Below are 23,664 nucleotides of genomic sequence, written 5' to 3'. Positions count from 1 at the left end.
AAATTTATTTATGCTATAATTTACTAATTAAATATTGGTGTGTATAATAGGATTCTCCTGGCCGGGAGAATCCTATTTTTTTGCGTTTATGAAGGAGTGTCCGACATGAAAAAAGATGAATCGAGTATAACGTCCCTTATTTCGGCTTTTGGCAGAGCTTATCACAGCCAGTATGATGAACCAAAAATCTTTGATGATAATCTGGCCAAATCGCTCATTTCCCAACAAGAATTTGCTGATATCAAAAACAGCTTCATTCAAGGCATACAGTTCTTCAACAAAGCTATAGCGGAAAAATACGAGGGAGACGATGAAGAAATATTAAGATGGATCACACAAGTTCAGCTCTCTCCGACGCCGCTCGCCCGTGCCGCTTATTGCGAAAGAGTGCTGCATCATGAGATTCGGCTTGGGACAGAACAATACGTGATTCTTGGGGCAGGGCTGGATACTTTCTGTTTTCGGAACCTAGAGTTAAAGGACAAAATTGATATCTTTGAAATTGACCACCCAGCGACACAGAAATTGAAAAAGGAAAAGCTGGACAAAGCCGGTTTTCACATCCCGGACCACCTTCATTTTATTCCTTTGGACTTTGCCAAGTCGTTTTCTTATCAAGAATTGGCTGATAAGGGTTTTCATTTTAACAAAAAAACGTTCTTCAGCTTTTTAGGCGTTTCTTACTACTTAACAAAGGAAGAAACCGAAAAACTGCTCGGGGAATTAATGGCTGACCTCCCTTCAGGCAGTTCGATCGTTTTCGATTATGCTGATGAAAACTTGTTTAAAGAGAAAGGCTTCTTCAACAGGGTGGAAAATATGGTAAAAATGGCAGCGGCAGGAGGAGAACCGATGAAATCATGCTATTCGTATCAGAAAATACAGCACATGCTGCAGCAATCCGGACTGCTCGTTTACGAGCATTTATCACCTTCAGATATTCAAGGGCGTTATTTTAAAAATCGAAAAGATGATCTGTCAGCCTTTGAAACGATTCATTACATTCATGCCGTAAAAAAATAAACATAAATCTAGAAAAACGCCCGGGGCCGGGCGTTTTTCCTATTTAAGCCGCGCGGTCGTCTTTCTGTTTTTCTTGGGGGAGTACAAGCTGTTTAGGAGGGCATTTGCGCTGCGTCAATTCGGACACAGCGAAGATCGTCATAAATGCTGTGACTGCAGCCAGCGTCCGGAAAGGAAAGAGGACCGTGCCGTCTTCAATCATCGGATACGGCAGAAGCGGCGGAATGCCGAATGCGGGTTCACCACCGCCGAGCCTCAGAATGACTGCAACTGCAAATCCAGCAATCGACCCGTAAAGATTTGCTCTTTTATAAAAGAGGGCCATTGTTAACTGGGGAAAAAGAATGCAATAAACTAAATCCGAAGCCAAATACCATAAAGTATAAACGCTTTTGACATTCAGCGCGATGACCGCTGCTCCCGCGCCGAACAAAATGATTGAGCGTTTGACGACTTTTTGCAGCTGTTTTTGGGTGGCCTTCGGCTTGATGAGCGGACGGTAAATATTCCATGCGGCCATTGATGATGCCGATAGAATCGATGAGTCCATGCTTGACATGACGGCTGCTGCGATTGCACCCAAGCCGAGGCCTGCGATGATTCCTGGCGTCAAATACGCAAGCGTTTGCGGCAAAATCATCGCCGGGTTATCCGGAGCGCTCGCTCCGAACAGGCTCCAATCGGTACTGTTTCCGGCAGCTCCGATGATTACGCACGGAATGGCGGCAATGATGCAGATCACTCCGGCAATTATCGACTGCCACATGGCGGCGCTTTCCGATTTTGCCGAAAGAACGCGCTGAAAGTACACCTGCCATGCGATACCTCCGAAAATTAAGAGGAGCGCATTATCCCACCAGTTCCAAAACAGGTTTCCCCAATCCGGGTTTTTCCAGCCGTCCAACGGCGGAAGCAGATTGGCGCTGCTGCCGAAATCGTGCCTGTAATTTGCCCATACGCTATCGAGAGCACCGACATTCGACAATACAAATGGGACGACTAAAAACAGCCCGAGCAAAATGACAATCATTTGAAAGACATCTGTGAAAGCAACTGCCCACATGCCTCCGGCCACCGTATAAGCGATGGCGATCATCGCCGAAAGAATAATCGACGTTTGGAAATCGATATTCAGAATCATTCCGAAAGTCGTGCCCAATGCCGTTAAGATCGCGGCGCTCCAAAACAATTCTCCTAACAGCGCCGGTATATATAAAACGCCGGCCATCCGCTTACCGAAGCGCTGTTCGAGAGGATCGATAATGGTCATAAATTGATGACGGCGCATTTTTCTGGCGAAGAAAATACCGCCGATAATCAGGCTCAATGTGTAGCCCCAAGGCGCTTGGGCCCAGATGAGGCCGTCGCTGTAAGTCGATTCGGCCGTTCCGTTAATATATCCGCCGCCGACCCATGTTGCGGCCATCGTCACCATTCCGACGAAAAACGGCATGCTCCTTTTTGCCACGATCATATCGGAAAAAGAATTTGATTTCTTTGCTGCGTAAAAAGCGCCTAAATAATAGGTGAAAGCAAAGAATATCATCATGGAGATAAAGCCGCCCCAATGAATGTCCGCATTCGAAATGCCGATATACGCGAGTATGCCTCCCGCAAACAGCGCAAAAATACCTAATTTGATCCAGTTTTTTTTCTTCTCAGCATAATTCATGTATGCACATCGCCTCCGAAAATATTTTTTGAATTTTCTTGAAATTAAAATATGAAAAAAGGTTTTGCCCCACTCTGGGAAGTATGCAAATTGCTGACTTCAGAGCGGATAAAACCTTTTTATTTCTTGTTATCAATCGGTATAAACTCAAAAATCTCTCCGGATTGGACAGATTTAGCGAGTCTCAGCAGCCAGTCATAATACGGTTTTGAATGTTCAAGCTGGTCATAAAGAGTTCTCGCTTCCTCTTTTATGCTTTCGTCAAGCCCTTCGCTTTCGATGATGTCCTCCAATGCTTTTTGAGCGTCTTGAATAGCCATGAGATTCACTTTGACTTCCCTTTCCCATTTTTTAGGGAAAAAGCTTGTGAAAAATTTGAAGAAATCCTTTTCAGCAACAAAGCTGTGTTTTCTTCTTCCTCTGTGGAATGTCTTTTTGACGACGTTTAAGTCTTGGAGCTTTTTTACGCTTGTGCTCATGCTGGGCTTGCTCATTTGCAGTTCTTCCCGCATTTCGTCCAGCGTCATTTCATCCGAAAGGTACATCGTTCCGTACAAAATGCCCGCACTCCGGGTAATGCCGTACAGATCCATTGTTTCTGCGATTGAATCAATGACAAGATCTTTTGCCTGTGCGATCGTTTCTTTTGCTGAAACATCACGGGGATTGTCCATAACTTGCCTCCTTTCACAGGAGCGGAACATCGGCATTGCAGATTCAATGCCCCCCGAAAAATCGGGGATTGTTCTAAAATCCGCGTTAAGTTTGTTAAGTTATTTCTGTACGTTCTTTATCTTAACGAAAGAAATTGAAATGTCAAAATCAAAAATTTTTTTCAAACGGTCTCAGCCCATGTGAGCTCTGCATTCACATAAAATTCAAAAAAAATAATCAGCCTGATTTGCTTTGACACAAAAAATGGCGCATGATAAATTCAAAGTGTTCAAAACATTAAATTTTTATTTAACAAACTTTGCGTAATGAGGAGGCTGCTTTTATGAGTCAAACACTTTTCATTGACGGAAAGTGGGTGGGCGCCAAAAAAGGCGAGACTCGCCAAATTATCAATCCTTACAATCAAGAGCATATTGAAACCGTCAGTGAAGGAGACAGAGAAGACGCTGTTAGGGCGATTGCTGCAGCGCGCCGCGCATTTGACGACGGCGAGTGGGCGAATACGCCGGGTCTTGAACGAGGCAACATCGTATTAAAGATCGCCGAACTGATCAGACGCGACCACGAAGAGCTGGCAGAACTTGAATCGCTTGATACCGGCAAGACGATTGAAGAAAGCAGAGCCGATATGGATGATATTGCAAACGTATTTCAATATTATGCAGGGCTTGCGGATAAAGACGGCGGAGAAGTCATTTCTTCACCGATCCCCGATTCTAAAAGCAAAATTGTCAGGGAGCCGGTCGGTGTCTGCGGGCAGATCACACCGTGGAACTATCCGCTCCTGCAGGCAAGCTGGAAAATCGCTCCGGCTTTGGCGGCGGGCAACACGATCGTTGTCAAACCAAGTGAAATCACACCGCTGACAACCATTAAGATCTTCAAGCTGATGGAAGAAGCCGGTGTGCCTGAAGGGGTGGCCAACCTTGTTCTCGGCCCCGGGGCGACTGTCGGCGATGAACTTGCCAGAAATAAAGACGTCGACTTAATTTCCTTCACCGGCGGAATTGAAACCGGAAAGAAAATCATGCAGGCTGCAAGTACGAATGTGAAAAAAATTGCGCTTGAGCTTGGCGGGAAAAATCCGAATATTGTGTTTAAAGACGCAGATTTTGACGTAGCGGTTGACCAGGCGCTGAATGCGGTATTTTTCCACGCAGGACAGGTTTGCTCTGCGGGCGCTCGTCTTCTCGTTGAAGAGTCCATTCATGATGAGTTTGTCGCAGAGCTTGTCAAGCGTGCGAAAAAAATCAAGCTTGGCAACGGATTTCACGAGGAGACACAGAGCGGTCCGCTTATTTCAGCTGAACACCGCAGCAAAGTTGAAAAATATGTGGAAATCGGCTTGCAAGAAGGCGCCAAGCTGGAAACAGGCGGAAAACGTCCGGAGGACCCTGAACTTGCAAATGGCTTCTTCTATCTGCCGACAATCTTCTCGAGCTGTACATCAGATATGAGAATCGTTAAGGAAGAAGTATTCGGTCCTGTATTAACAGTTGAAACATTTAAAACAGAAGAAGAGGTTGTCTCACTTGCGAACGATACGATTTACGGCCTTGCCGGCGCCGTTTGGTCAAAAGACATCGAAAAAGCGGAGCGCGTCGCTTCCAAACTGCGCATGGGAACCGTCTGGATCAATGACTTCCACCCTTATTTCGCACAAGCGCCTTGGGGAGGTTACAAGCAGTCAGGCATCGGCCGCGAGCTTGGCCGCATGGGCCTTGAAGAATACACAGAAGTGAAGCATGTCTACCGCAATACGAAACCGGCGGCTGTCAATTGGTTTAAAGCATAAGAAGGAGGAGACTATTCATGGCTTTAAATATGAAAGTAGAAGCGATGAACAAATTCCACACGTTTGAAATCCCTACCGTCATTAAGCATGGAATCGGAGCCGTTAAACATGTGGGGGAAGAAGTGAAAAAGCTTGGCGTTTCAAAAGCGCTGCTTGTCACAGACCCTGGCATCTACAAAGCCGGTGTAACAAACCCGGTCGTTGTATCCCTTCAGGAAGCAGGCGTAGAAGTTGCCGTCTTTAATAAAGTCGAGCCGAATCCGCCTGTCCGTCTTGTCGCTGAAGGTTCCAAACTGTATGCTGAAGAAAACTGCGACGGCCTTGTCGCGGTCGGCGGCGGAAGCTCAATGGATACGGCGAAAGCGATCGGAGTTGAAGCCACTCATGAAGGCTCAGTCCTTGACTATGAAGCGGCAGAAGGAAAAAAGCCGCTTGAAAACCGGATTCCTCCGCTTACAACGATCCCGACGACTGCCGGAACCGGCTCAGAAGTTACACAATGGGCGGTTATCACAGATGAAGAGCGCGAATTTAAATTCAATACGGGCGGCCCGCTGATTGCAGCTCATTTGACAATTATCGATCCTGAATTGCATGTATCAATGCCTCCGCACGTAACAGCGATGACCGGCGTTGACGCTTTGGCTCATGCCATCGAGTGCTATACGATGAAATTTGCCCAGCCGATTACTGACGCGGTGGCCCTTCTTGCGATCGAATACGGCGCACATTACATCCGCAGAGCGTTTGCCGATGGAGAAGATCTTGAAGCGAGATACGGCATGGCGCAGGCGGCCATGCTTGCAGGCCTTTCTTACGGAAGCGAATCCGCAGGCGCTGCTCACGCGATGAGCCAGACGCTCGGAGGGATCATCCCTGTCGCGCACGGCCAATGTGTGGCGGCGATGATGGGCCCTGTAATGGAATACAACTGGAAAGGCTACCCTGAAAAATTTGCCCGCATTGCAAAAGCGTTCGGAATTGACACAAGCGGCATGTCTGCAGTTGAAGCGGCTAAAGCTGCGGTGAACTGGATGTATCAGCTTGTGGAAGACTTAGAGATTCCTAGTCTTGAAGAGCAAGGCGTATCATCTGACATGATCGACCGCCTTTCAAAAGAAGCGATGAAAGATCCGCAAACGGTCGGTAACCCTAGAGACCTGAACGAAAAAGCGTACAATTGGATTTACAAACGCTGCTTCAATTTAACCCCGAAAACTGTCTGAAAAAATTGAAAAAGCCCGTTGTGTGCAGCACACAGCGGGCTTTTTCAATTTGAGAAAAAAAGGGAGGCAATGTAAAATAAATCACATCTTGAAAAAAAGGGGATGGGTTGAATGTGGAAGAAGCGCACGGCTGTGGCGGAGCACGTATACATAGCGGACACAGCGTCATTTGTGACAGAGAAACAGGCAAAGATCGTAATCGATTACGGGGGCATACCGGGGGATCTGCATTTTGGACTGACGAAAAAAGCCGGGGCAAGGGAGCCGATGTATAAAAGAGGAACGGAGATTTTCAACAGGAGGCAGATTTCTATCGTCTCGGTAGAAGAGTGCCTTGAAATTGCCGGACGGCTGAACATTCCGGCGGTCCTTCCGGAATGGCTCGGGGCCAATATCGCATTAAGCGGCCTGCCTGATTTAACCTCATTAAGAGAAGGAAGCAGAATCGTTTTTCCAAGCGGCGCCTCTTTGTTGAGCGAGGGCGAGAATGAGCCGTGCATTCAGCCCGGAGAAGTCATTCAGGAGCAGTTTCCCGACAAACCGAAGCTTGCTTCGCGCTTTGTGCGCCATGCGATGGGAAGAAGGGGAATCGTCTGCATCGTTGAACGCCCGGGCCTGATCCATCAAGGCGACCAAGCAGAAGTGTGGGCGTATTCGCCTGCTGCCATGAAAGACGCCAGGTCGTTTGCCTAGGCGGATGAAAAGCCCCGAGTCTCTAAGAGCCGGGGCTTTCCGCTTATTACAACAGTTTCTGCTTGACTTCTTTGATCTGTTTAATATGTCTTCTTTCATGATGGCCGATGAAGTCGAGCCACTGCCTGACCGTAAGCTCTTCGAAAATCGGATGCGGCAGCACCCTTTGAAAATCTTCATCGTGAAAGGCGGCGATGACTGAAGTTAATTGTGTTCTGACATTGTCGAGCTCAGCTTTGAGGGTTAAAGCATCCGCTGTTTTTCTTTCCGGCTCCGCATATGGAGGCGCCTTTCGTTTGGAGCTTCTGTCTTCCAACTGATGAACCGGTTTATCTTCGATTGATTTAACCGGTGCATGCTTGATTTGTTCCTTCAAGATTTGAAGTGCCATCAGATCGATTTTTTTCAGGTGGTCGATCACTTCTTGAATGCTCCATTCGTCTTCCGCCGGCCTTTTATTCAGCATTTCGTCTGACAGGCCTTGAATCTCGCTCCAAAGTTCTTTTCTCGCTTCATTAAAAATGCTCATCATATCCCCTCCTAGTTTTAACTGTACCATATCGAAGGCTGGTAAAATAACCAAAAAACACTCGATTTTCGCATCGCCATCGGATATGCTTAAGAAAAAAATGAAAAGAAGGAAGGATTTCATTTTGAGAACCACATTGTACCCGTATATAGCATTAGTGGTCGGGGTGTTGGCTGTGTCTTCCTCCGCCATCTTCGTCAGGCTGTCAACAGCTGATGCTGGAATCATCGCTTTTTATCGTCTCTTTTTTTCCGCTTTGCTGATCTTTCCTTTTTTCTGGGGAAAAAGAAAAGAAGTCTTGGGTTTTTCGAAAAAAGACTGGCTGTTTTCCGCGGCAGCGGGATTCTTTTTAGCATTTCATTTTATTTTATGGTTTCGCTCGCTTGAATACACGTCTGTGGCGAGCTCGGTTGTTCTTGTTACGCTGCAGCCGATCTTTTCCTTTATCGGTACATATTTTTTATTTAAAGAAAGAGTCTCGTTCGCTGGGATCATCAGTGCGCTTCTCGCGATCGGCGGAAGCGTGTACATCAGCTGGGGGGATTTCAAAGTAAGCGGCCAGGCGCTCTACGGCGATATCCTGGCGCTTTTGGCATGTGCGCTTGTGACGGCATATCTGCTGTTTGGCCAGCATGTCAGAAAACGCCACAGCTTGACCGTTTACACTTTTATTGTATATGGAATCAGCGCCCTCACTTTATGTCTATACTGCCTGTTTTCGGGCGCCGCCTTTTTTTCTTATCCTGCGTCAGATTGGGGTTACTTCTTTCTGCTTGCCGTCATTCCGACTTTGCTCGGCCACTCGCTCTTTAACTGGGTGCTGAAATGGCTGAGCACAAATATGATTTCTGTGGCGATTTTATTTGAACCCGTCGGAGCGGTTGCGCTGGCGTATTGGATTTTAGACGAATCCGTCATGATGACGCAGGTGATCGGCGGAGCGGTCATTTTTTCAGGCATCATCCTGTTCATGGCCTCGCAAAGCATACGGAAAAACAACGTCCCGGCGGTGAAAGGGAAAACGCCCAAGGCGCTTTAAAGTCCGCGCTTTATCCAGTCAAAATATCTTCGCTTGAATAGCGGATGTTTTCCTTTTCAGGTCTGGCCAGGGAAAACGCCAATGTGAGCGGCCCGAGTTTTCCGAGAAACATAATGAAAACAATCAGCATCTTCCCGATAGGGGACAGGTCGGCCGTAATCCCCATTGACAGGCCGACCGTGCCGAAAGCTGAAACGACTTCAAACAAAATCGCCAAAAACGGTATAGGTTCTGTCATATTTAAAATAAAGATGGCCGTTAAAATCAACAGCACGCTGATTGTTGAAATAGCGAGCGACCGGAGGATCAATTGGTCTTTCAGCGTTTTTTTGGCTATTGAAATATGTTTTTTGCCCTTTAAAAAAGTGATAACCGACAGAAGAATGACAAGAAACGTCGTCAGCTTGATTCCTCCGCCGGTCGATGCGCTCCCCGCTCCGACAAACATAAGAAGGAGCAAAAGCGTGATCGTGCTTTCGCGCAGGCTTCCGATGTCTGTCGTGTTAAATCCTGCTGTTCTCGGGGTCACAGCCTGAAAATAGGCGCCCCAAAGTTTTTCAGCTAGCGGAAGCATTCCCAGCGTTTTTTGATTTTGATACTCAAGCAGAAAAATAAGGATCATGGCTGCCAAATTGACGATAAACGTACCGTATATCATCAATTTCGAATGAAGGCTCAACTTTTTAAAGCTCCGCTTATGCCATAAATCGGACAATACAGTAAATCCTATCCCGCCGACGATGAACAAAAAACTGATCACCAGGTTGACGAGCGGATCGCCTTCATACCGCATTAAACTGTCCGGCCATATGGAAAATCCCGCATTGTTAAAGGAGGAAACCGCATGGAACAGGCTGTAGTAGATGCCGCGGGCGAGACCGTATTCAGGAATCCATTTGACAGCAAGTATCAGCATGGCCAGCATTTCAATCGCGAAGGAGTAAATAAACAAACTCTTGATCAGTTTAATAATCCCGCCTAAAGAAGTCTGATTAAGCGACTGCTGAATCAACAGCCGTTCTTTCAGGCCGATTTTTTTCCCGAGCATGATAAAAATGAGCACCGCAAAAGACATGATGCCGAGTCCCCCGAGCTGGATGAGAACGAGAATAATAAGCTGACCAAACATCGTATAATCCGTGCCTGTATCAACGACGGCCAGACCGGTAACAGTCATCGCCGAGGTCGATGTAAAAAGCGTATCAATCCAGCCTATAGGCTTGGGCGTTGCTGCCGGCAGCTTCAATAAAAGGGTTCCTAATATGATGAAAAATAAAAACACTAGCACGAGCAGTTGGGACGGGCTTAATTGTATCTGTTTAAACTTCACGGTTAATCGCCCTTTTTTTCAAAGGTCTCAATATCTTTATTTTGCCCGATCACAATCAAAATATCGTTTTCATATATCATGTCATCAGCGCTCGGTGCGATGATGAAATGCCCGTCCCTTTTTATGCCGACGATATTGCAGCCGAAGTTGGCGCGTACGTCGATATCCCCCAGGCTTCTTTTGTCCAGCTTTTTAGTGGCCACAATTTCGACGATGCTGTAGTTTGGCGACAGCTCGACAAAATCGATCATCTTTTCCGACGTGATATGGCTGGCTATCCGCTTGGCCATATCTTTTTCAGGATGAATGATACGATGGACGCCGATTTTATGGAGAACTTTTTGGTGATAGTCATTTTGTGCTTTCGTCCATACTTTGGGGACGCCCATTTCAATCAGCAAAAGCGAGGTCAGAATGCTTGCTTCAATGTCATCGCCAAATGATACAAATGCGTGGTCAATGTTGCGTATCCCGATTTGTTTCAAGGTCTTTTCATCAACGGCGTTGGCGCAAATGGTGTAGGTTGCATAAGTAGAATATTCGTTTACTTTTTCTTCTGATTTGTCGATGCCTAAGACTTCCGCCCCTTTTGCGTGGAAGGCTTTCACAAGGCTGCCGCCGAACTGGCCGAGCCCGAAAACGGCGTAAGATTTCTGCATCCGTATTCACCCTTTTACCTGTTTTTCTTATAGTGTTTACTTTTTTTAAGAAAAACACACTGGGATGTACAAGAATCCGGAAGGTGAAGCCGGAGGGCGCTTTGAGGCGGCTGCGGTGTCAGCTGATCGATCCGCCCGTTTCGCGAATATCTTTTTCGTGCAGGGCGGAGATGACCGCAGCTATTCTAAGTCCTTCGACGATCGTTTCAAGGCTGAGACTCGGCTCGGGTTTATCGATTGTTTGTTCGGGGAGAAACGGAATGTGGATGAACCCTCCGCGGATGTTTGCCGAGGTGCGGTCTATACGGTGCATTAACTGGTAAAAGAGATGGTTGCATACGAAAGTTCCCGCTGAATTGGAGACGGAGGCCGGTATTCCGTTTTTTCTCAACTCTTTCACAATGAGCTTGATCGGAAGCGCGGACCAGTAAGCAGCAGGCCCGTCTGCCGCGATGGGTTCATCGATCGGTTCCCGGTCTTCATTATCCGGAATGCGAGCATCATCGATGTTGATTGCGATGCGTTCCGGCGTAATATGAGCCCTGCCGCCTGCTTGCCCTGCGCAAATGACGACATCGGGTTTGTGCTTTTCGATCGCTTTTTTCAAAACGGCCGCTGAATGATGAAAAACGGTCGGAATCTGCTCCGCTGCGATAGAGACGCCTTCTGCTTCCTCTCCGTTCAGCCGTTTTACAGCTTCCCAGGACGGATTGACTGTTTCTCCCCCAAAGGGGTCAAATCCTGTCAGCAGTACTTTCTTTCCCATATCGATCACTCCTGAATATGAATGTAAAGTGCAAAATACCCATTCAGCAGATGTCTGAATGGGTATTTTGAGGATGTAGTCACCCGCCTGCTCCACGAGAAGCCAAAAGTATCTCATTGCTTTGGGAAGCCGCTTCAGGAGCGTGATTTGCAAACGAAAAGCTGAAAACAGTGCCTAATACAAATACAGCTAACAACACTTTTTTCATCCTATTCTCCTCCTCTTCCGGCAAGTTTACTTGCCTTGTCTGTTTTAATGTAGAAATATATGGCTTCTTCGTATAACTTATTTTCCCTATAGTAATTCGCTACGTCCATCAGCAATTCCTCCAGATCAACCCATGCTTTTTTATCTTCTAATTGGTGAATAAAGTCCTTGATTACTTCCAGTTTATTCTGACAATCGGAATGTAATGTATATAAAGTTTTGAATTTTAATTCGAAAATTTCGCTATTCACTTCTTGAGCTTTTTTAAAGCCTGTGTCGATCCATTTAAAAGCTTGGTCGGGATCGTTGGTTTTGAAAAGAGACCTTGTGTTTTCATATACACATAGAAGGTAAGCATACTTGGCTTTCGTTTCAAAGTCTTTGATTGCAAAAGCTTTATTATAATACTTCAGCGCTTCTTCGTGTTTATCTTCCTTACTCTTCAAAAAGCCCATATTATAGTAGGTATAAGGCAAAAGATATTGGTCGCCGATTTTTTCGGTTTTTTCAATTGCTTCCTTTAACAATACTTCACTTTCGGCAAACTTAAATTGGTCAATATAATTGAGCCCGATCAGCATTTTGCAGTTGATGACCCGCTTGGCATACCCGTCATACCCTTGGAAGATGCCTGAGGCAATGTTGATGTGGTGAATCGACAGCCATGTCGCTTTTAAGTTGTAATACAAAACACCGATTTTATAATGAAATTCGGCTTTTTCAATTTCATTTTGAATGACGCTCAGCCTTTTTTCCGCTATTCTGAAAAAATTAAGCGCTTCTGTATGGTTTTGCTTGTAGTCTTCATAAATCCCTTTGAACAGATAAAAATAATAATTCAGCTTATCGTCCGTACTTTTTGGATCTTTGTCCTTAAAACTGATGGCTTCCAATTTTTCTGTGGAAGATTGGGAGATATCTTCAAGAAGAAGCCTTAAGCGAAAATCCAGCATTTGATAATAGAGAAGAACGTCATGATCTTCTTCCATCTTTTCAATTGCTTTATCTATGTCATCTTTCATTTCGATTGAACCTGAAATGTCTCGTTTTTTCATCAGTATGTACCAGTCGTTCAGCATATTGGCGACTTCTTGAGAAGCCACGGCTTTGGCCATTCTTTTCCCTCCAATCTTTGTGAATTTTTTGTAAATTGAAGTTCTATTAATCATAGCATAAACTGCCGCCGTCTGTGAATAACACGGAAATGCATGTTTGTTGGCGAAAAAATTCATTCCCGAAATTAAATCGTCATTTTCCAAAAAAAGTGCGCGAAAAAAGCGAAAACCGCGCCAAGCGGAATACAGGAGATCATTGCGGTTCCGTTGACCAGCCCGTCAGCCCCGCTTATTTTCAGGGCTTCCCGATAGCCTATTAAAAAGTGGATGATCGATAGGACATAACATAAGAGCATCATATAGTAAGGATTCATTTGTATACCCTCCTCTATTCGCTTTACTATATTACATTCAATAGAGGGAAAGATTATGCCTGTTTAAGTAGGAAAAAGAACAAAATATTATAGACGAAAAGATTTTCAATTACAATACATGTTTTTAAAAATATTTCCACTATAATCAAAATGAAAGATAAATTTAGGGGGTCATACAAAATGAAAAAAAGGCTGATGTCACTATTGGTCTGCATCCTGGTTTTAGTGCCGGCAGCAGGAGCTTTTGCCGCGCCGAAACAGGCCGAGCTTAAAGATTATCTTGAAGAAATAGGAATGACAGAAAAAGAATTGGAAGCCTATTTGCAGGATACATATGATGAGAGTTTAAAAGGTTTTGACTCGGTGGAAGAGTTGAAAGACTTTTTAGGGCAAAGACTGACTAAAAAGCTTTTGGCATCCTATTTGAAAGAATACGGATTGAGCGAAAAAGAAGCGGCTGACCTATTTGTTGAAAATGGCTATATGGAAAGCGGCCAAAACATTCTCGACGTGTTTATGTTTGAATACGAATTGGACGATGCGCTCTACACCGTGACATATGAAGAAGACGATTTTCAGATCGGAAACATGTTTCAAGAATTGGGTGTGGATGATCAGGAGTGGGAAAGACTCGTGAATCACCTCCGAAAAGTGCGCGATAACAATCCGAACCTTGAAAATGACTTGATGGCTCTTGGAGAACGTCTTGAAGCGGTAGCCGATTTCGAGTCTGTATCAGAGCTGTCAGCTCAGGATATCGCTGAAATGCTGTCCATTTTAAACGATCTTCAGAAGACGCTCGAAGTGAAAACGAAATATTATCTTGTTAAAGACGGAAAGAAAAAAGAAGTGTCTTTGACGACGCTTGTCAGTGCTGAAGATCTGAAGGGAGCAAGCCTCCTAGTGGAAGTATACGATCTGCAGGGCAATTTCATTTTGGATGTATTGCTGACGCCTGAAATGATCGGATCTGATTTAATTCATGACACAGGGTCGAAAGTGAAGCAAACCCAAACGGCTGTTAAACACGACGCAAAGAAATCTCATGTGAAAAAGACGGTTAAAGGTGCAAAGCTTCCGAAAACGGCCGGGCATTACGCAGAATGGTCGATCTTTGGCGCCGTTCTGATGTTTGGCGGATTGTTTATGGTCAGAAGGCTTCGAAAAGCGGCTTAACATTTTACTTCCCATTCTAAGTCTGTATAGAATGGGAAGTTTTTATAAGGAGTGAAAGGAAATTAAGGCACATCGAAAAAAGATCATCTGGCTTGCAGCCATTGCGATGGTTGCGTGCGGCGCTTATTTTACAACAACGAATGTGTTCAAGCTGATGCACGGCTACGCTCTATTTTCATTTCAGCAGATGAAAGAAGAGGAAAAGCCTGAAAAACCTCCGATTCAGACGACGAAAAAAGAAAAGACGGCAATTGATCAAACATTTGAAACCGGGGAGAAAATCGGTGATCTTGTTATTCCGAAAATCAATGCAAGGCTTCCGATATATCACGGAACAGATGAAGACGAGCTGCAAAAAGGCGTGGGCCATTTCGCAGGATCCGTTCTGCCTGGAGAAGATGACAACTCGGTTTTATCAGGCCACCGGGATACGGTTTTCCGAAAACTCGGCCGAGTGGGGAAAGGCGATCAGTTAATTGTTGAAGCTTCCTACGGAACTTTTACATACAAAGTGAAAAAGGTCCGAATCGTGGATGCGGATGACCGGACGGTGATAGTTCCAAAGCCGAGAGCGACATTGACGGTTTCCACCTGCTATCCTTTTGACTTTATCGGTTCAGCACCGGAGCGGTATATATTGGTCGCAGATTTGATTAAAACATAAAAAACAGCGGAATCTCAGGCGAATCCGCTGTTTTTTTATGTTATCTCATGTTTGTTCTGTTTTCTAGAAGTCTTGGTGCGGTTAGCAGCAGTATACAAAGGACGATTGTGCAGACAATGAAAGACGGAAGCATATACGTTCCATTATATACCAATGAATAAATCCATACCGGAGTGCCTTTAGGCGCATAGTTTCCAAAAAAGACAGCGCCGCTGATGACATGTGCGAGAAATTTCAGTCCGCTTCCAAGAAGGACGGCCAGCATAACATAGGAAATGATCTTTCCTTTTTGTTTCTCAAATGAAGCATTTCGGATCGATCCGGCAAAAAAGCCGCCGATTCCCGCGGCCGTAGGCGCGATAAAGTAATCAAGAAGAAGCTGCAGAGGATGAACAACGTAAAATCCTCCAGTGACAAATTGAAGCAATCCGGCTAAAAACCCGGTCGCCAGCCCTGCCTTGAGCCCCCATCTAAAGGAGATCAGGAAGATCGGAATCATCATGACGGCGATTGAACCGCCTTGAGGCATTTTTAAAAACATTCCGGACACCATATCAAGTATAAGTGCTATTCCTGTCATAATCGCAATTTCAATCAGCTGTACAAGTTGTTTAGATTGATTCATCATAACCCTCACTTTTGATGAACAAAGGGATACTGGACTTCTTTCCCAATAAAAAAAGCAATGCGGGGAAGGAGTAGGACAGTTTTCCACGCACTGCTTTGGATGCAATTAGAAATGACTTTGCCACATTCCTACGCCAGCATTAACTAACAGGTTCGAAGGGTCAGAACGGTCGTTCACTCTCAGCCCGGAGGCTCCCCTTGTGGTCATCAAGTTATTTAGTTATATTCTACTATACTAAAAAAAGAAACGGACGACAAGCTAATTTTTCGAAAAACTTTTGCTGAAACCCTCCAATATGTAGCAATGCAAACATCTTTTCCTTATAATAGAACTTATTCATACGTACAAGATGCAGTAAAGGGTTGATCTGATGAGTGAACTCACAAAATACAGCATGGTGAAAAATGAAATTAAATCGTGGATATATGAAGGCAAAGTGAAGCCGGGCGAAAAAATCCATTCGGAAAACGAATTGATGAAAATATTTGATGTGAGCAGGCATACGATCCGGCAAGCAATTGGCGACCTTGTTCATGAAGGGCTTTTATACAGAGAGCAAGGCTCAGGGACGTATTGCTCTCACCGCCTGCAGCTTTCTGAAAAAGGAAGGGAAAGAAATAAGATGATTGGGGTCATTACGACTTACCTTTCGGATTACATTTTTCCTTCTATTATAAGAGGAATCGAATCTTCATTGTCGAGTGCAGGTTACACCTTGGTCGTCGCGAGCACGAATAATGACATTGAAAAAGAAAAACAATGTCTTGTAAATATGCTTGACAAAAAAATTGATGGGTTGATTGTGGAGCCGACGAAAACCGGCAGCTTTAATCCGAATTTAAATTACTATCTGACCCTTGAACAGCACCATATACCATATTTGATGATCAACCAATTATATCAGGAGTTAAACCCGCCTCATTTCATTTTGGATGATGAGCACGGCGGTTTTATCGCCACGGAGCATTTGATTAAGCTAGGCCATGAAAAAGTGTTCGGTTTCTTTAAACAGGACGATATGCAGGGCGTCAACCGGATGAAAGGATTTATCCGGGCTTTCAGGGAAAACGGCTTGTCGTTTTATCCGGAGATGGTCGTGACTTACACAACAGAGAACAAAAAAGAAAAAACGATTGCTGAGGCAAGGAAGCGGCTTTCCTCAGCAGACCGCCCGACTGCCATATTCTGCTATAATGATGAGATAGCACTTATAGTGTTGGATGTCGTAAGGGAATTCGGTTTGAAAGTACCGGACGACATATCAATTGTCGGATATGACGACTCACACTTGAGCGAGGCGTCTGAAGTGAAGCTGACATCAGTCACCCATCCGAAAATGCAGATGGGGATTGAGGCGGCAAAATGGATGATTGCCAAAGTTGAGGGACGGAACACGAATAAGCTTGAGCATTCTACCGTCTATAAACCTGAACTTGTTGTCAGACATTCGACCGCCAAGCCGAAAAGGTAGGCTGATCAGCTTTACCCATACAAGCGATTCGAGTATTCGGCTGCTTTCGTTGCCAACAGCACGACAGAGTGAATGTCATGAGACAAAGATAGATCCTTTAAAAAGCTCCGAATTCGGAGCTTTTATTAAATTGAAGGCTGATAGCGGAGAGTTTAAGGGCATTTCCGCAGCTTCGGGAACAATGGTACAGCGTCTCGATTTTTTTGGCCGCTGTACATCTTTTATATAGAAGAAAACAGTAAGTAAGAAGGAATAAGTTGCGTCAATTGTCGGCTGGTCCGGGATGATCGGGAATTTCATTTGATTATTATTTTTTTAAAAAAGCTATTGTGCAAAACGAAAATAGATGTTATATTAGTATCCGCCCTAAAAAGAAGGCTTTATAAATACAACTTCAAAAAAACTTTTAAAAAAAGTTGTTGACATTCACATTGATAGAATGTTATATTAATAAAGTCGCTTCGGACAGGAGCGGAAATGATCTTTGAAAACTAAACAAGACAAAACGTACCTGTTAATTCATTAAATAAATCGTACATGCGAATGTGCGTAGTCAGGGGCCTGCACGATGCAGGTCATGCAGATGTTGTCACAGGATGTGACGAACTTAATCTGCGCTCCATTACTTCATGGAGAGTTTGATCCTGGCTCAGGACGAACGCTGGCGGCGTGCCTAATACATGCAAGTCGAGCGGACCGACGGGAGCTTGCTCCCTTAGGTCAGCGGCGGACGGGTGAGTAACACGTGGGTAACCTGCCTGTAAGACTGGGATAACTCCGGGAAACCGGGGCTAATACCGGATGCTTGATTGAACCGCATGGTTCCAATCATAAAAGGTGGCTTTTAGCTACCACTTACAGATGGACCCGCGGCGCATTAGCTAGTTGGTGAGGTAACGGCTCACCAAGGCGACGATGCGTAGCCGACCTGAGAGGGTGATCGGCCACACTGGGACTGAGACACGGCCCAGACTCCTACGGGAGGCAGCAGTAGGGAATCTTCCGCAATGGACGAAAGTCTGACGGAGCAACGCCGCGTGAGTGATGAAGGTTTTCGGATCGTAAAACTCTGTTGTTAGGGAAGAACAAGTACCGTTCGAATAGGGCGGTACCTTGACGGTACCTAACCAGAAAGCCACGGCTAACTACGTGCCAGCAGCCGCGGTAATACGTAGGTGGCAAGCGTTGTCCGGAATTATTGGGCGTAAAGCGCGCGCAGGCGGTTTCTTAAGTCTGATGTGAAAGCCCCCGGCTCAACCGGGGAGGGTCATTGGAAACTGGGGAACTTGAGTGCAGAAGAGGAGAGTGGAATTCCACGTGTAGCGGTGAAATGCGTAGAGATGTGGAGGAACACCAGTGGCGAAGGCGACTCTCTGGTCTGTAACTGACGCTGAGGCGCGAAAGCGTGGGGAGCGAACAGGATTAGATACCCTGGTAGTCCACGCCGTAAACGATGAGTGCTAAGTGTTAGAGGGTTTCCGCCCTTTAGTGCTGCAGCAAACGCATTAAGCACTCCGCCTGGGGAGTACGGTCGCAAGACTGAAACTCAAAGGAATTGACGGGGGCCCGCACAAGCGGTGGAGCATGTGGTTTAATTCGAAGCAACGCGAAGAACCTTACCAGGTCTTGACATCCTCTGACAACCCTAGAGATAGGGCTTCCCCTTCGGGGGCAGAGTGACAGGTGGTGCATGGTTGTCGTCAGCTCGTGTCGTGAGATGTTGGGTTAAGTCCCGCAACGAGCGCAACCCTTGATCTTAGTTGCCAGCATTCAGTTGGGCACTCTAAGGTGACTGCCGGTGACAAACCGGAGGAAGGTGGGGATGACGTCAAATCATCATGCCCCTTATGACCTGGGCTACACACGTGCTACAATGGGCAGAACAAAGGGCAGCGAAGCCGCGAGGCTAAGCCAATCCCACAAATCTGTTCTCAGTTCGGATCGCAGTCTGCAACTCGACTGCGTGAAGCTGGAATCGCTAGTAATCGCGGATCAGCATGCCGCGGTGAATACGTTCCCGGGCCTTGTACACACCGCCCGTCACACCACGAGAGTTTGTAACACCCGAAGTCGGTGAGGTAACCTTTTGGACCCAGCCGCCGAAGGTGGGACAGATGATTGGGGTGAAGTCGTAACAAGGTAGCCGTATCGGAAGGTGCGGCTGGATCACCTCCTTTCTAAGGATATTATACGGAATATAAGACCTTGCGGTCTTATAGACAGGTGCGTTTGGATCTTGTTTAGTTTTGAAGGATCATTCCTTCAAAGCGTGTTCTTTGAAAACTAGATAACGAAAGTAGACATTCACATTCAATTGTAATGCAAGATATCACGTAGTGATTCTTTTTAACGGTTAAGTTAGAAAGGGCGCACGGTGGATGCCTTGGCACTAGGAGCCGATGAAGGACGGGACGAACACCGATATGCTTCGGGGAGTTGTAAGCAAGCTTTGATCCGGAGATTTCCGAATGGGGAAACCCACTGCTCGTAATGGAGCAGTATCCATATCTGAATTCATAGGATATGAGAAGGCAGACCCGGGGAACTGAAACATCTAAGTACCCGGAGGAAGAGAAAGCAAATGCGATTCCCTGAGTAGCGGCGAGCGAAACGGGATTAGCCCAAACCAAGAGGCTTGCCTCTTGGGGTTGTAGGACACTCTGTACGGAGTTACAAAGGAACGAGGTAGATGAAGAGGTCTGGAAAGGCCCGCCATAGGAGGTAACAGCCCTGTAGTCAAAACTTCGTTCTCTCCTGAGTGGATCCTGAGTACGGCGGAACACGTGAAATTCCGTCGGAATCCGGGAGGACCATCTCCCAAGGCTAAATACTCCCTAGTGACCGATAGTGAACCAGTACCGTGAGGGAAAGGTGAAAAGCACCCCGGAAGGGGAGTGAAAGAGATCCTGAAACCGTGTGCCTACAAGTAGTCAGAGCCCGTTAACGGGTGATGGCGTGCCTTTTGTAGAATGAACCGGCGAGTTACGATCCCGTGCAAGGTTAAGTTTGAAAAGACGGAGCCGCAGCGAAAGCGAGTCTGAATAGGGCGCATGAGTACGTGGTCGTAGACCCGAAACCAGGTGATCTACCCATGTCCAGGGTGAAGTTCAGGTAACACTGAATGGAGGCCCGAACCCACGCACGTTGAAAAGTGCGGGGATGAGGTGTGGGTAGGGGTGAAATGCCAATCGAACCTGGAGATAGCTGGTTCTCTCCGAAATAGCTTTAGGGCTAGCCTCAAGGTAAGAGTCTTGGAGGTAGAGCACTGATTGGACTAGGGGCCCCTACCGGGTTACCGAATTCAGTCAAACTCCGAATGCCAAAGACTTATCCTTGGGAGTCAGACTGCGAGTGATAAGATCCGTAGTCGAAAGGGAAACAGCCCAGACCGCCAGCTAAGGTCCCAAAGTATACGTTAAGTGGAAAAGGATGTGGAGTTGCTTAGACAACCAGGATGTTGGCTTAGAAGCAGCCACCATTTAAAGAGTGCGTAATAGCTCACTGGTCGAGTGACTCTGCGCCGAAAATGTACCGGGGCTAAACGTATCACCGAAGCTGCGGACTGTTCTTACGAACAGTGGTAGGAGAGCGTTCTAAGGGCTGTGAAGCGAGACCGGAAGGACTCGTGGAGCGCTTAGAAGTGAGAATGCCGGTATGAGTAGCGAAAGAGGGGTGAGAATCCCCTCCACCGAATGCCTAAGGTTTCCTGAGGAAGGCTCGTCCGCTCAGGGTTAGTCGGGACCTAAGCCGAGGCCGAAAGGCGTAGGCGATGGACAACAGGTTGATATTCCTGTACCACCTCCTCACCATTTGAGCAATGGGGGGACGCAGGAGGATAGGGTAAGCGCGGTATTGGATATCCGCGTCCAAGCAGTTAGGCTGGGAAATAGGCAAATCCGTTTCCCATAAGGCTGAGCTGTGATGGCGAGCGAAATATAGTAGCGAAGTTCCTGATTCCACACTGCCAAGAAAAGCCTCTAGCGAGGTGAGAGGTGCCCGTACCGCAAACCGACACAGGTAGGCGAGGAGAGAATCCTAAGGTGATCGAGAGAACTCTCGTTAAGGAACTCGGCAAAATGACCCCGTAACTTCGGGAGAAGGGGTGCTCTGTTAGGGTGCAAGCCCGAGAGAGCCGCAGTGAATAGGCCCAGGCGACTGTTTAGCAAAAACACAGGTCTCTGCGAAGCCGTAAGGCGAAGTATAGGGGCTGACGCCTGCCCGGTGCTGGAAGGTTAAGAGGAGCGCTTAGCGTAAGCGAAGGTGCGAATTGAAGCCCCAGTAAACGGCGGCCGTAACTATAACGGTCCTAAGGTAGCGAAATTCCTTGTCGGGTAAGTTCCGACCCGCACGAAAGGCGCAACGATCTGGGCACTGTCTCAACGAGAGACTCGGTGAAATTATAGTACCTGTGAAGATGCAGGTTACCCGCGACAGGACGGAAAGACCCCGTGGAGCTTTACTGCAGCCTGATATTGAATGTTGGTACAGCTTGTACAGGATAGGTAGGAGCCTTGGAAACCGGAGCGCCAGCTTCGGTGGAGGCATCGGTGGGATACTACCCTGGCTGTATTGACCTTCTAACCCGCTGCCCTTATCGGGCAGGGAGACAGTGTCAGGTGGGCAGTTTGACTGGGGCGGTCGCCTCCTAAAAGGTAACGGAGGCGCCCAAAGGTTCCCTCAGAATGGTTGGAAATCATTCGCAGAGTGTAAAGGCACAAGGGAGCTTGACTGCGAGACCTACAAGTCGAGCAGGGACGAAAGTCGGGCTTAGTGATCCGGTGGTTCCGCATGGAAGGGCCATCGCTCAACGGATAAAAGCTACCCCGGGGATAACAGGCTTATCTCCCCCAAGAGTCCACATCGACGGGGAGGTTTGGCACCTCGATGTCGGCTCATCGCATCCTGGGGCTGTAGTCGGTCCCAAGGGTTGGGCTGTTCGCCCATTAAAGCGGTACGCGAGCTGGGTTCAGAACGTCGTGAGACAGTTCGGTCCCTATCCGTCGCGGGCGCAGGAAATTTGAGAGGAGCTGTCCTTAGTACGAGAGGACCGGGATGGACGCACCGCTGGTGTACCAGTTGTTCTGCCAAGGGCATCGCTGGGTAGCTATGTGCGGACGGGATAAGTGCTGAAAGCATCTAAGCATGAAGCCCCCCTCAAGATGAGATTTCCCATTCCTATAAGGAAGTAAGATCCCTGAAAGATGATCAGGTTGATAGGTCTGAGGTGGAAGTGTGGCGACACATGGAGCTGACAGATACTAATCGATCGAGGACTTAACCTAAATATTTGTGAATCGTCTGTCCGTTATCTAGTTTTGAGAGAATGCTCTCAGAAAGCCAAAGGCAAGGAAACTCGGCTAAAGGCCCTCACATCCTGTGAGGAACGCCCAGTACCTTCGTCCTGAAGGCATAGTTTGGTGGCGATAGCGAAGAGGTCACACCCGTTCCCATGCCGAACACGGAAGTTAAGCTCTTCAGCGCCGATGGTAGTTGGGGGCTTCCCCCTGTGAGAGTAGGACGCCGCCAAGCGCTTAAGAAGACCAGCTTATATAAGCTGGTCTTTTTTACGGCTGTTCGATTGTATATACCGGAAGGGAAGGAGTGCATAGACGATTTCAACCCTTCAGGCTCCGCGAAACAGTGTGAAGAATAGGCAAGCTGCCTTCATCTTCTCTGGCCCGTGTTCTGGGTGTTCAAATCCAAATTTTAAAGCGGAGTGAAGCCAATAAGCACGTTGGCATGCATAAAATCAGTGAAGCCAGGGAGTAAAACTCATGCAAATAGAAGAGTGGATGCTGCCATGTTCCGGCAAATGGATTTCGAGGGATTGAGGTAGCTGGAGGATTGACAAATGAATGCATATATTTTGAGCCGCACAACACTCATTTTCAAAACACGTCGCTTGGCTATTAAGAGTTGGGATAGAGAGAGTCGAGAAGCCAATTACATTGCTTATCGTTCGAAAAGGACTTAAAATTGTTTTGAGAAATCAATTCGAATACAAATTTGCCATGGGAACAAGACAGGAATTCACGGATCGTCTGAAGAATCTATTTTATAAGCAGTACATAGGGATAAATGTTGCTCTGAAGCTTTTGATGCAATATACGGATTAAGCGGAACGAAGTATGCATATTCGTCTGTTGTGATAGAATAAACTGAAAATAAAATTTTTTTAATATAGCCTTTACAAATGGGTGTATTCCCGTATATAATAGTCCTTGTCAGATCGAGAGTTACTCCAACAACTGACGAGGAGGATTAGCTCAGCTGGGAGAGCATCTGCCTTACAAGCAGAGGGTCGGCGGTTCGATCCCGTCATCCTCCACCATTCATATTGGAATGGGCCGGTGTAGCTCAATTGGTAGAGCAACTGAATCGTAATCAGTAGGTTGGGGGTTCAAGTCCTCTTGCCGGCACCACGATTTTATGATACAATATAAAAGTTGCTAAAAAAAGACAGATAGCTTTCGAAAAAGTCTTCAGCTTTCATTGCAGTATTGGAGCCATTAGCTCAGTTGGTAGAGCATCTGACTTTTAATCAGAGGGTCGAAGGTTCGAGTCCTTCATGGCTCACCATTTTCATGCGGATGTGGCGGAATTGGCAGACGCGCTAGAATCAGGCTCTAGTGTCTTTTAAAGACGTGGGGGTTCAAGTCCCTTCATCCGCATTGCCAATCTA

18 protein-coding genes, 4 tRNA genes, 3 rRNA genes and 1 riboswitch are annotated in these 23,664 nt (G+C 46.6%); of the genes, 15 read left to right on the top strand and 10 right to left on the bottom strand.

Annotated elements, in window-relative coordinates; genetic code table 11:
• The first annotated feature begins 105 nt into the window (after nt 1–105).
• Nucleotides 106–1,023: a class I SAM-dependent methyltransferase gene (locus tag H7F26_RS00875; RefSeq protein ID WP_003184707.1), complete on the top strand. Its 918-nt coding sequence runs from the start codon at nt 106–108 to the stop codon at nt 1,021–1,023.
• 43 nt (nt 1,024–1,066) lie between these two features.
• Here the strand turns inward: H7F26_RS00875 and H7F26_RS00870 are convergent, their stop codons facing one another.
• Both H7F26_RS00870 and cudC read right to left on the bottom strand, forming a co-directional pair.
• Entirely contained in the window at nt 1,067–2,695 is a 1,629-nt protein-coding gene (locus H7F26_RS00870; RefSeq protein WP_061565925.1) for a high affinity choline transporter 1, read from the bottom strand.
• Between the two features lie 119 nt (nt 2,696–2,814).
• Nucleotides 2,815–3,369, bottom strand: coding sequence for a transcriptional regulator GbsR (cudC, locus tag H7F26_RS00865; protein WP_003184703.1), 555 nt, complete (start codon nt 3,367–3,369; stop codon nt 2,815–2,817).
• 323 nt (nt 3,370–3,692) lie between these two features.
• Between cudC and betB the strand changes: the two genes are divergently transcribed.
• The 3 genes from betB (at nt 3,693) to H7F26_RS00850 (ending at nt 7,084) form a co-directional block, all read left to right on the top strand.
• A complete protein-coding gene (betB, locus tag H7F26_RS00860) occupies nt 3,693–5,165 on the top strand; it encodes a betaine-aldehyde dehydrogenase (protein WP_003184701.1) in 1,473 nt (490 codons plus the stop codon).
• A 17-nt stretch (nt 5,166–5,182) separates the two neighbouring features.
• Nucleotides 5,183–6,391 carry a choline dehydrogenase gene (locus H7F26_RS00855; protein ID WP_003184698.1) on the top strand — a complete coding sequence of 403 codons (1,209 nt, stop codon included), beginning with the start codon at nt 5,183–5,185 and terminating at the stop codon, nt 6,389–6,391.
• Nucleotides 6,392–6,502: 111 nt separating this feature from the next.
• Nucleotides 6,503–7,084 carry an MOSC domain-containing protein gene (locus tag H7F26_RS00850; RefSeq protein ID WP_003184696.1) on the top strand — a complete coding sequence of 194 codons (582 nt, stop codon included), beginning with the start codon at nt 6,503–6,505 and terminating at the stop codon, nt 7,082–7,084.
• Between the two features lie 46 nt (nt 7,085–7,130).
• On the opposite strand, the gene H7F26_RS00845 is transcribed toward H7F26_RS00850, so the two are convergent.
• Nucleotides 7,131–7,616: a DinB family protein gene (locus H7F26_RS00845; RefSeq protein ID WP_003184694.1), complete on the bottom strand. Its 486-nt coding sequence runs from the start codon at nt 7,614–7,616 to the stop codon at nt 7,131–7,133.
• Nucleotides 7,617–7,737: 121 nt separating this feature from the next.
• Between H7F26_RS00845 and H7F26_RS00840 the strand changes: the two genes are divergently transcribed.
• Nucleotides 7,738–8,652, top strand: coding sequence for a DMT family transporter (locus H7F26_RS00840; protein ID WP_011198226.1), 915 nt, complete (start codon nt 7,738–7,740; stop codon nt 8,650–8,652).
• 10 nt (nt 8,653–8,662) lie between these two features.
• On the opposite strand, the gene H7F26_RS00835 is transcribed toward H7F26_RS00840, so the two are convergent.
• From H7F26_RS00835 to H7F26_RS00815, 6 genes are all read right to left on the bottom strand, one after another.
• Complete coding sequence (locus H7F26_RS00835) at nt 8,663–9,982, bottom strand: TrkH family potassium uptake protein (RefSeq protein WP_009329440.1); 1,320 nt, start codon at nt 9,980–9,982, stop codon at nt 8,663–8,665.
• Nucleotides 9,983–9,984: 2 nt separating this feature from the next.
• Entirely contained in the window at nt 9,985–10,641 is a 657-nt protein-coding gene (locus H7F26_RS00830) for a potassium channel family protein (protein WP_003184686.1), read from the bottom strand.
• A gap of 118 nt (nt 10,642–10,759) precedes the next feature.
• Nucleotides 10,760–11,407: a pyroglutamyl-peptidase I gene (gene pcp / locus H7F26_RS00825; RefSeq protein ID WP_003184683.1), complete on the bottom strand. Its 648-nt coding sequence runs from the start codon at nt 11,405–11,407 to the stop codon at nt 10,760–10,762.
• A gap of 79 nt (nt 11,408–11,486) precedes the next feature.
• Nucleotides 11,487–11,615, bottom strand: a complete 129-nt coding sequence (locus tag H7F26_RS21805; protein WP_003184681.1) for a hypothetical protein — start codon at nt 11,613–11,615, stop codon at nt 11,487–11,489.
• A gap of 1 nt (nt 11,616) precedes the next feature.
• Nucleotides 11,617–12,729, bottom strand: coding sequence for a response regulator aspartate phosphatase (locus H7F26_RS00820; RefSeq protein ID WP_003184679.1), 1,113 nt, complete (start codon nt 12,727–12,729; stop codon nt 11,617–11,619).
• 125 nt (nt 12,730–12,854) lie between these two features.
• Complete coding sequence (locus H7F26_RS00815) at nt 12,855–13,043, bottom strand: hypothetical protein (RefSeq protein WP_003184678.1); 189 nt, start codon at nt 13,041–13,043, stop codon at nt 12,855–12,857.
• A 180-nt stretch (nt 13,044–13,223) separates the two neighbouring features.
• Between H7F26_RS00815 and H7F26_RS00810 the strand changes: the two genes are divergently transcribed.
• Nucleotides 13,224–14,219, top strand: coding sequence for a processed acidic surface protein (locus H7F26_RS00810; protein ID WP_003184676.1), 996 nt, complete (start codon nt 13,224–13,226; stop codon nt 14,217–14,219).
• A gap of 106 nt (nt 14,220–14,325) precedes the next feature.
• Nucleotides 14,326–14,883 (top strand): class D sortase, encoded by a 558-nt coding sequence (locus H7F26_RS00805; protein WP_003184674.1) that lies wholly within the window; start codon nt 14,326–14,328, stop codon nt 14,881–14,883.
• Nucleotides 14,884–14,923: 40 nt separating this feature from the next.
• Here the strand turns inward: H7F26_RS00805 and thiT are convergent, their stop codons facing one another.
• Entirely contained in the window at nt 14,924–15,508 is a 585-nt protein-coding gene (gene thiT, locus H7F26_RS00800) for an energy-coupled thiamine transporter ThiT (protein ID WP_009329439.1), read from the bottom strand.
• Nucleotides 15,509–15,619: 111 nt separating this feature from the next.
• Nucleotides 15,620–15,719, bottom strand: a riboswitch (TPP riboswitch).
• Nucleotides 15,720–15,881: 162 nt separating this feature from the next.
• Here thiT and H7F26_RS00795 point away from each other — a divergent pair.
• The 8 genes from H7F26_RS00795 (at nt 15,882) to H7F26_RS00760 (ending at nt 23,653) form a co-directional block, all read left to right on the top strand.
• Nucleotides 15,882–16,982: a GntR family transcriptional regulator gene (locus H7F26_RS00795; protein ID WP_017474548.1), complete on the top strand. Its 1,101-nt coding sequence runs from the start codon at nt 15,882–15,884 to the stop codon at nt 16,980–16,982.
• A gap of 626 nt (nt 16,983–17,608) precedes the next feature.
• Nucleotides 17,609–19,159, top strand: a 16S ribosomal RNA gene (locus H7F26_RS00790).
• Between the two features lie 174 nt (nt 19,160–19,333).
• Nucleotides 19,334–22,264: ribosomal RNA gene (locus H7F26_RS00785) — 23S ribosomal RNA — on the top strand.
• A 131-nt stretch (nt 22,265–22,395) separates the two neighbouring features.
• Nucleotides 22,396–22,511 (top strand): 5S ribosomal RNA (rrf, locus tag H7F26_RS00780).
• Together the 16S, 23S and 5S rRNA genes form the textbook arrangement of a ribosomal RNA operon.
• Nucleotides 22,512–23,237: 726 nt before the next feature.
• A tRNA-Val gene (locus tag H7F26_RS00775) sits at nt 23,238–23,313 on the top strand.
• Between the two features lie 15 nt (nt 23,314–23,328).
• Nucleotides 23,329–23,404 (top strand) — tRNA-Thr (locus H7F26_RS00770).
• 81 nt (nt 23,405–23,485) lie between these two features.
• Nucleotides 23,486–23,561, top strand: a tRNA-Lys gene (locus H7F26_RS00765).
• A gap of 7 nt (nt 23,562–23,568) precedes the next feature.
• Nucleotides 23,569–23,653, top strand: a tRNA-Leu gene (locus H7F26_RS00760).
• The last annotated feature ends 11 nt before the right edge of the window (nt 23,654–23,664 follow it).

This window comes from Bacillus sp. PAMC28748 (assembly GCF_014250415.1).
GTDB lineage: Bacteria > Bacillota > Bacilli > Bacillales > Bacillaceae > Bacillus > Bacillus licheniformis.
This window is presented reverse-complemented; position numbering and strand designations above follow the sequence as displayed.